Below are 7,350 nucleotides of genomic sequence, written 5' to 3'. Positions count from 1 at the left end.
CCCCCGCCGCCACCCGCTCCCGCTCGAGGACCCGCACCCGGTCCACCAGCCCCTGCGGTCCGGTCTTGCGCAGGAACGCGAAGCACTCCGCCCAGTCGCCCTCGCCGAACTTCTCCACCCAGCGGGTCGCCCCGTCGGTGAGCCCGACGAGGGTGCGGACGTCGCGGCGCGGACGGGTGCCCGTGACCGCGCGCAGCGCCGCCGACGGGTCCGCGGCCGCCGTGAAGAAGCCGTCCTCGGCATTGCGCAGGGACTCGACGGCCGCCACGTACTCCCGCGCCGCTGCCGCCCGTTCCGGGGAGCCCTCCGCCAGGGCGCGCACCGCGGTCCGCGCCGCCGTCACGCGGTGCGGCAGCTGGTCGAGCCTGCGGTCGACCACCGCTTCGACCTCGCCGGCCGGCGACTCGACCAGGAGCGCCGAGTCGGACAGCACCAGGTGCTCGACCGCGTCCGCGTCCCAACGCGCCAGGACCACCGTCGCCTGAGGCGTACGGGGGTGAGAAAGGTCACAGGTCGAGCGGTGGGCGTCGGCGGTGCGGCCGATGGCCAGGGCGAGGATCTCGGCCAGGGTCATGTCCCGCCGGGAAACGGACAGTTCACCCAGAGCCCCGCCAAGTCGGGCCACGAACCAGGGCACGTCGTGCACACAACCGTCGTCCCCGTCCGGGGGTGTCACCCCGTCCAGGACGACCAGCGCCCCGCCCTGTCCTGAGGCGGGCAGCGCCACGGAGGCGAAGTCCTCGTTGGGGCGTGCGGGGTTTCCGGGTTCCGTGGAGAGTTCGACGCGCATCCATGCAGTCTGCACGAGTGTGCGCAGGACCTTCACAGAGGGCGCGGAGCCGGGGAGTTGGCCTGGACCACGCCCTTTGCGGCCGGGGTGGCGGGGCATCTTGCCAAAGGCCGTGCCCGCCGTCCAACCGGCGCCCCGAACCGCCGCGCGCCTTTGCGTGGCGACGGGGAAGTGGAACTTGATCCCTCAACTCCCGGCGAGGTTCACTCCTTCGGGTGGCCCGCCCGGCTAAGGGCGACCACCACCCAGGCGCGCTGGAATGGTCATAAGCCGTACCAGAGAGGGCACGTCACCTCACCGGACACGGTGGACGACGCGACACAGCAAGCAGCCCCCGCGCCCTGTGCCGCACCTCGCGGCGCATGCGACGCACGGGCACACAGCCCGAGCGGCGCACGACAAGAACACCGAGAGCAACGAGGATGCGAGCACCGGTGCAGAGCAAGCGGCCTGGTGAGGTGCCGACGGCATCTCCGGCCACACCAGGCCGGACGGTCCGGGTACGCAGCCGTCTGATCGCCGCGGTCGCGGTGGTCGTCGCCGCCGTCGCCGGCGCGGGCGCCCCCGCCGTCCTCAGCGCCTCCTCCCAAGTGGCCGACACCCAGCGCCTGGTGGACCTCGCCGAGCTCACCCAGCAGGCCGTCACGCTCTCGCACGCGCTGAGCGACGAACGCGACGAGGTCACCTCGTACATCGCCGCGGGCCGCCCCGACGCCAAACGCCCCGAAGCCACCGCGCGGATCGACCGCCAGCTCGCCGAACTGCGCGCCGAGGCCCCCGCCGCCCTGCGCGAGGACCTTGCGGCCTTCACGGGCGTACGACGCCAGGCACTGACCGGCAAGGGCTCGGCGCTCGAAGCGCACACCGCGTACACCGAAGCCCTTACCGAACTGCACCGGCTCACCGAGGAGCTCGCCGACCAGCTGCCGCCGCGCGCCGGAGCGGGCCGGCACGCGCTCGCCGACCTCGACCGGGCCGTGGCGCAGGCCGGCGCCGTCCGCGGGCTGCTGCTCGCCGCGTACGCCACACCGCGCACCGCCCCGCAGACCGTGATCGACCCGGTGACCGGCCTGCCCGTCACAGCGCAGGGGGCCCGCACCGACGACGACCGCCGCCGCGACGCCCTCACCGGCGCGGCGTACCAGGCCCGGCTCGGCGAACAGGCGGCGCTCGACGCGTTCGCCGCCGGCGCCCCCGCGGACCAGCGCGCCAAACTGCGCACCACCGTCACGGGCCCCGACGTCGCCACCGCCGACCGCTACCTCGCCCGCCTCACCGACCGGCCGACGCTGAGCGGCGACGAACTCGCGTACAACAGCGAGAAGATCGCCACCACGCTCACGGCCCGCGTCGACCAGCTGCGCAGCGTCGAGAACACCCTGGCCACCGACCGCATCGAGCAGCTGACGAAACTCCGCGACGAGGACGTCACCGCACTCGAACTGCGGATCGCCCTGGTCGGCGCGCTCGCGCTGCTCGCCCTCGGCGTCTGCGTCGCCGTGGCCCGCACCCTCACCCAGCCCCTCGCGGTCCTGCGCCTGGGTACCGCCCGCCTCGAGAAGGGCCCGGGATCCGAGGAGCCGGTGCGCTACACCGGGCGCAACGACGAGTTCGCCGCGGTCGTACGGTCCGTCAACGCGCTGTACGAGCACACCGCCAAGCTGCACGCGCGCGTCGGCGTCCTGGAAGAAGACCGCAAGCACCTCGTCGGCGAGCGCGAGAAGCTGGCGTGCGATCGGGTCGGCCTTCGCAAGGAACTGGCCGCCGCGCGCGACGAGTTGCAGCGCGCCGAGGACAGCGTGAAGAGCACGTTCGTGAACCTGGCGCTGCGCACCCTCGGCCTCGTCGAGCGGCAGCTCGCCGTGATCGAGGGCCTGGAGGAGCGCGAGGAGGACCCCGAGCGCCTCGCCACGCTCTTCAAGCTGGACCACTTCGCCACCGTGATGCGCCGCCACAGCGAGAACCTTCTGGTCCTCGCCGGCGCCGAGCACAAGCACGCCGACCCCGGTCCCGTCCCGCTGGTCGATGTCGTACGGGCCGCGGTCAGCGAGATCGAACGCTACGAGCGGGTCCGTATCGCGTCCCTGCCGCCGCACGCCCACCTCGCCGGTTTCGCCGCCGACGACCTGAGCCACCTCCTGGCCGAACTCCTGGAGAACGCCACCTCGTTCTCGCCGCCCGACGCGGCGGTCGAGGTCTCCGGCTGGCTCCTGGAGAGCGGCGAGGTGATGCTCTCCGTCCAGGACGAGGGCATCGGCCTCACACCCGAGCGCCTGCGGGCCGTCAACTCCCGCCTTGCGGACTTCGACCCCGCCGCCTTGCACACCGGCTCCGCCGACGGCGACGAGGGCCTGGGCCTCGGCCTGTACGTCGTGGCCCGGCTCGCCGCCCGGCACGGGGTGCGGGTCCAGCTGCGCGAGCAGAAGAACGGCGGGGCCGCCGCCGTCGCCGTCCTGCCCAAGCCGATTCTTGCGGCCGCCCCGGCCGCGGTGGTCACCCCCGGGGTGTCCTACCCCGGCGCGCCGCCGGAGCTCCATCTCGCGGGGGCGGAGGCGGAGGCCAACTCCAATGAGCTGGCGGGGCGTTCACGGTCGGTCCCGGTCGGAGGTGCCGGCGAGGGCCTGGCGTCCGATCCGTCCGATCCATCCGATCCGTCCGAGGCGGTCGCTTCGGGTGCCGAGGGGTCTTCGGGTGCGGCTGATGAGGGCGTACGGGAGGTGGGGGCTGATTCTGTACGGGAGGCGGAGCTCGATTCCGTACGGGAAGCAGAGGCCGATTCCGTACGGGAGGCGGATCCCGATTCCGTACGGGAAGCAGGCCCCGTAACCGAACACCCCGACCCCGACCCGGAGTCGGACCCGTCCCCGTCTCTGGCCCCGTCTCCGTCCCCGTCCCCGTACCTGGATGCTGAGCCGGCGCTCGGCGGCGAGGACCTCGTGGCGGCGGCGTTCGGTGAGCGCGAGCCGTTGGGGGCAGGGGAAGCCCTTCACGCCGAGGGGCCGTCGGACGTGTCCGAGCCCTTCGAAGCGACCGGGCCCGAGACCACCCTCGAACTCTCCCTCCCCGCCCCTGAGTTGGACACCCCGCACCTCCTGCGCCCGACCCGGATCAAGGCCGTCCCCGACGACCACGCGCACGAGCGCACCGAGGACGAGACCCCGCATGCGGAAGCCGAGAGCGAGTCCCAGCGCACGGAAGCCGAGCACGAGCCCCCGCGCGCGGAAGCGCAGCCCGCGCCCCGCGCCCCCAAGTGGGAGCGCGTCACCGACAAGGGGCTGCCCAAGCGCACCCCCAAGGTGACCGCGCCCGCTCCCGGCACCCAGGCCGCGCCCGCGCGCCCCAAGGGTGTGGACGCCGAGGCCCTGCGCCGCCGGCTCGCCGGCTTCCGCCAGGGTGCGGAGACCGGCCGCCGCGACGTCGAGGCCGAACTCGCGGACGGTCCGGCCACTCAGGACGGACCGGCAACCTCGGGCGTACCGCACCAGTCCGAAGCCCCACGGACCGAAGCCCCACGGACCGAAGCCCCACGGACCGAAGCCCCACGGACCGAAGCACCACAGACCGAAGCACCACAGACGGACCCGCAGCAAGAGACCACGGAACCGGGGGACTCACTCAAGGAGGCCCGCAGTTGACGGTGTCCAGCAAGCCCGCCGTGCCCGGTATCAGCGCCAGCACCGAGGCCCGCAACCTGCACTGGCTGCTGACGAACCTGGTGGACGAGGTCCCCGGCCTGCTCTCGGTCGCGGTGGTCTCCTCGGACGGACTGCTGCTGCTGTCCTCCGACCCCGGGCACAACGATGAGTCCGCACCGGCCCCCACGGGCCCCCGCGGCTCCAGCGCCGACCTGGCCACCGTCGTCTCCGGCCTCGGCAGCCTCACGATCGGCGCGGCCCGCCTCATGGAGGCCGGTGGCGTGAAGCAGACCATGGTCGCGATGGACGAGGGCAGCCTCTTCGTGATGTCGATCAGCGACGGTTCGCTGCTCGGGGTGCACGCCACCCCCGACTGCGACATGAGCGTGGTGGCGTATCACATGGCACTGTTCGTGGGCCGGGCCGGACATGTCCTGACGCCCGAACTCCGCAGTGAGCTACGGCAGTCGAGGGAGAGGAGCCGGGTTCAGTGAGCCCCGCGAAACTACCGGTGCGCGGCGCGGACCGGAGGCCCGCCCGGGTGCGCCCGTACTCGCTGACCGGCGGCCGCACCCGTTTCGGGCACGTCCTGCTCGTGGAGACCTTCGTCGCCGCGGTCCCCGCCCTGGAGGGCGGCCCGGACGACCGGCCCGAACTCCCGCAGGGCAGCCTGCACACCAAGGTGATGCCGGAGCTGCGGGCCATCGTCGAGATCTGCCGCAGGATGCGCACGGTCGCCGAGATCGCGGCCCTGCTCAAAATGCCGCTCGGTGTGGTCCGCGTGCTGCTCAGCGACCTCGCCGACCAGGGAAGGATCCGGGTGTACGGGACCGGCCACGGCCCCGGACAGCCCGACCGTGCACTGCTGGAAAGGGTGCTGAGTGGACTCCGTCGCCTCTGACACGGCCCCGTCCGACACCGTCATAGAACCCTGGCTCCCCGAGACCGAAGAGGGCGCACAGGCCTGGCAGTTGGACCGTACGCGCGCGCCCGTGGCCACGAAGATCGTGGTGGCCGGCGGCTTCGGCGTGGGCAAGACGACCCTGGTCGGCTCGGTCTCGGAGATCACTCCGCTGCAGACCGAGGCCCTGATGACCCAGGCGAGCGCCGAGTCCGACGACCTGAGCGCGACCCCGGAGAAACTGACCACGACCGTGGCCATGGACTTCGGCCGGATCACGCTCGACGACGACCTGGTGCTCTACCTCTTCGGTACGCCGGGCCAGCAGCGTTTCTGGTTCATGTGGGACGACCTGGTGCGCGGCGCGATCGGCGCCGTCGTCCTCGCCGACACCCGGCGCCTCGACGAGTGCTTCCCGGCACTCGACTACTTCGAGAGCTGCGGTCTGCCGTACGTGGTGGCCGTCAACCACTTCGAGGGGACCGAGGAGTTCGCGGCCGCCGATGTGCGCGAGGCGCTGACCGTGCCCGAGCACATCCCCGTCCTGATCATGGACGCGCGGCGCCGTATCCCCGTGGTCGAGACCCTGCTCGCCCTGGTCGGCCACGCGCTCGACCTGACACCTGCCTGACACCTGCCTGATCCTGCCTGGTCTTGCTTGATCTCCGTACCGCTTCTGGGAGTTGCCCGCGCATGAGAAAGATCCTGATAGTCGGAGCCGGCCAGTCCGGACTCCAGCTCGCCCTCGGCCTGCAGGCGCAGGGCTACGAAGTCACCCTGATGTCCAACCGCACGGCGGACGAGATCCGGGCCGGCCGGGTCATGTCCACGCAGTGCATGTTCCACACGGCGCTGCAGCATGAGCGCGACCTCCAGATCAACTTCTGGGAGTCCCAGGCGCCGCGCATCGAGGGCCTCGGTGTCTCGGTGGCCGGTCCCGAGTCCCAGCGGGTGATCGACTGGGTCGGGAAGCTCGACGGGTACGCGCAGTCCGTCGACCAGCGCGTGAAGTTCGCCGGCTGGATGGAGACCTTCGCGCAGCGCGGCGGCCAGCTGGTCATCCACGGTGCGGCCGTCTCCGACCTCGACTACTTCTCCCGTACGTACGACCTGGTCCTGGTCGCGGCGGGCAAGGGCGAGCTGGTCTCGATGTTCGGCCGCGACGCCGCCCGCTCGCCGTACGCCGAGCCGCAGCGCGCCCTCGCCGTCTCCTACGTCCACGGCCTCGGCACCCGCCCCGAGCACCCGGACTTCGACGCGGTCCGCTGCAACCTCGTCCCCGGCGTCGGCGAGCTCTTCGTCATGCCGACCCTGACCACCTCGGGCCGCGCGGACATCCTCTTCTGGGAAGGCATCCCCGGCGGTCCGCTCGACGTCTTCCAGGGCGTCAAGGACCCCTCCGAGCACCTGGCCCTCACCCTGGAGCTGATGGAGCGCTTCACGCCCTGGGAGTACGCCCGTGCCACCAAGGTCGAACTGACCGACGCCAACGGCACCTTGTCCGGCCGCTACGCCCCCACGGTCCGCAACCCCATCGGCCGGCTGCCCGGCGGCGGCCTGGTCCTGGGCGTCGCGGACGTGGTCGTGGCCAACGACCCGATCACGGGCCAGGGCTCCAACTCGGCCTCGAAGTGCGCGGATTCCTACCTCTCCTCGATCATCGAGCACGGGGACCGCCCGTTCGACGAGACCTGGATGCAGTCCACCTTCGACCGCTACTGGTCCACGGCCCAGCACGTCACGAAGTGGACCAACGCGATGCTGGGCGCCCCGCCGGAGCACGTCCTGAACCTCATCGGCGCGGCAGGCGACCTCCAACCGGTCGCCAACCGCTTCGCGAACGGCTTCAACGACCCGTCGGACTTCGAGGAGTTCTTCTACGAGCCGGAGAAGGCGGGGGCGTACTTGGCCGGCATCAGCCCCTCCGGCGTTTGAGGAGATCCGAACGAAGTTCGGATGCGGGGTCCGGGGCGCATGCCCGGTTCCGGGAAGGGGCGCCGGGGGCGCCGGGGGCGACGAATAGG

General features: G+C 72.2%; 6 protein-coding genes. 5 read left to right on the top strand and 1 reads right to left on the bottom strand.

All coding sequences use genetic code 11. From position 1 onward, the window contains the following. Positions 1-790, bottom strand: a 790-nt coding sequence (locus G6045_RS37975) for a hypothetical protein (RefSeq protein ID WP_165336801.1), incomplete at its 3' end; no start/stop codon positions are given. A 422-nt stretch (positions 791-1,212) separates the two neighbouring features. On the opposite strand from G6045_RS37975, the gene G6045_RS37970 reads away from it, so the two are divergent. The 5 genes from G6045_RS37970 (at position 1,213) to G6045_RS37950 (ending at position 7,261) form a co-directional block, all read left to right on the top strand. Beyond that, positions 1,213-4,425 (top strand): sensor histidine kinase, encoded by a 3,213-nt coding sequence (locus G6045_RS37970; protein ID WP_165336800.1) that lies wholly within the window; start codon positions 1,213-1,215, stop codon positions 4,423-4,425. Between the two features lie 2 nt (positions 4,426-4,427). Further along, positions 4,428-4,919: a roadblock/LC7 domain-containing protein gene (locus tag G6045_RS37965; protein WP_165336799.1), complete on the top strand. Its 492-nt coding sequence runs from the start codon at positions 4,428-4,430 to the stop codon at positions 4,917-4,919. Further along, positions 4,916-5,326 carry a DUF742 domain-containing protein gene (locus G6045_RS37960; protein ID WP_165336798.1) on the top strand — a complete coding sequence of 137 codons (411 nt, stop codon included), beginning with the start codon at positions 4,916-4,918 and terminating at the stop codon, positions 5,324-5,326. Before G6045_RS37965 ends, G6045_RS37960 begins: the two co-directional genes overlap by 4 nt. Next, a complete protein-coding gene (locus G6045_RS37955) occupies positions 5,307-5,957 on the top strand; it encodes a GTP-binding protein (protein WP_165336797.1) in 651 nt (216 codons plus the stop codon). Before G6045_RS37960 ends, G6045_RS37955 begins: the two co-directional genes overlap by 20 nt. A gap of 62 nt (positions 5,958-6,019) precedes the next feature. Further along, a complete protein-coding gene (locus tag G6045_RS37950) occupies positions 6,020-7,261 on the top strand; it encodes a styrene monooxygenase/indole monooxygenase family protein (RefSeq protein ID WP_165336796.1) in 1,242 nt (413 codons plus the stop codon). The last annotated feature ends 89 nt before the right edge of the window (positions 7,262-7,350 follow it).

The sequence above is a fragment of the Streptomyces mesophilus genome (genome assembly GCF_011044995.1).
GTDB lineage: Bacteria > Actinomycetota > Actinomycetes > Streptomycetales > Streptomycetaceae > Streptomyces > Streptomyces mesophilus.
The sequence above is the reverse complement of the archived record's forward strand: the minus strand, read 5'-3'. Positions and strand labels throughout refer to the sequence as shown.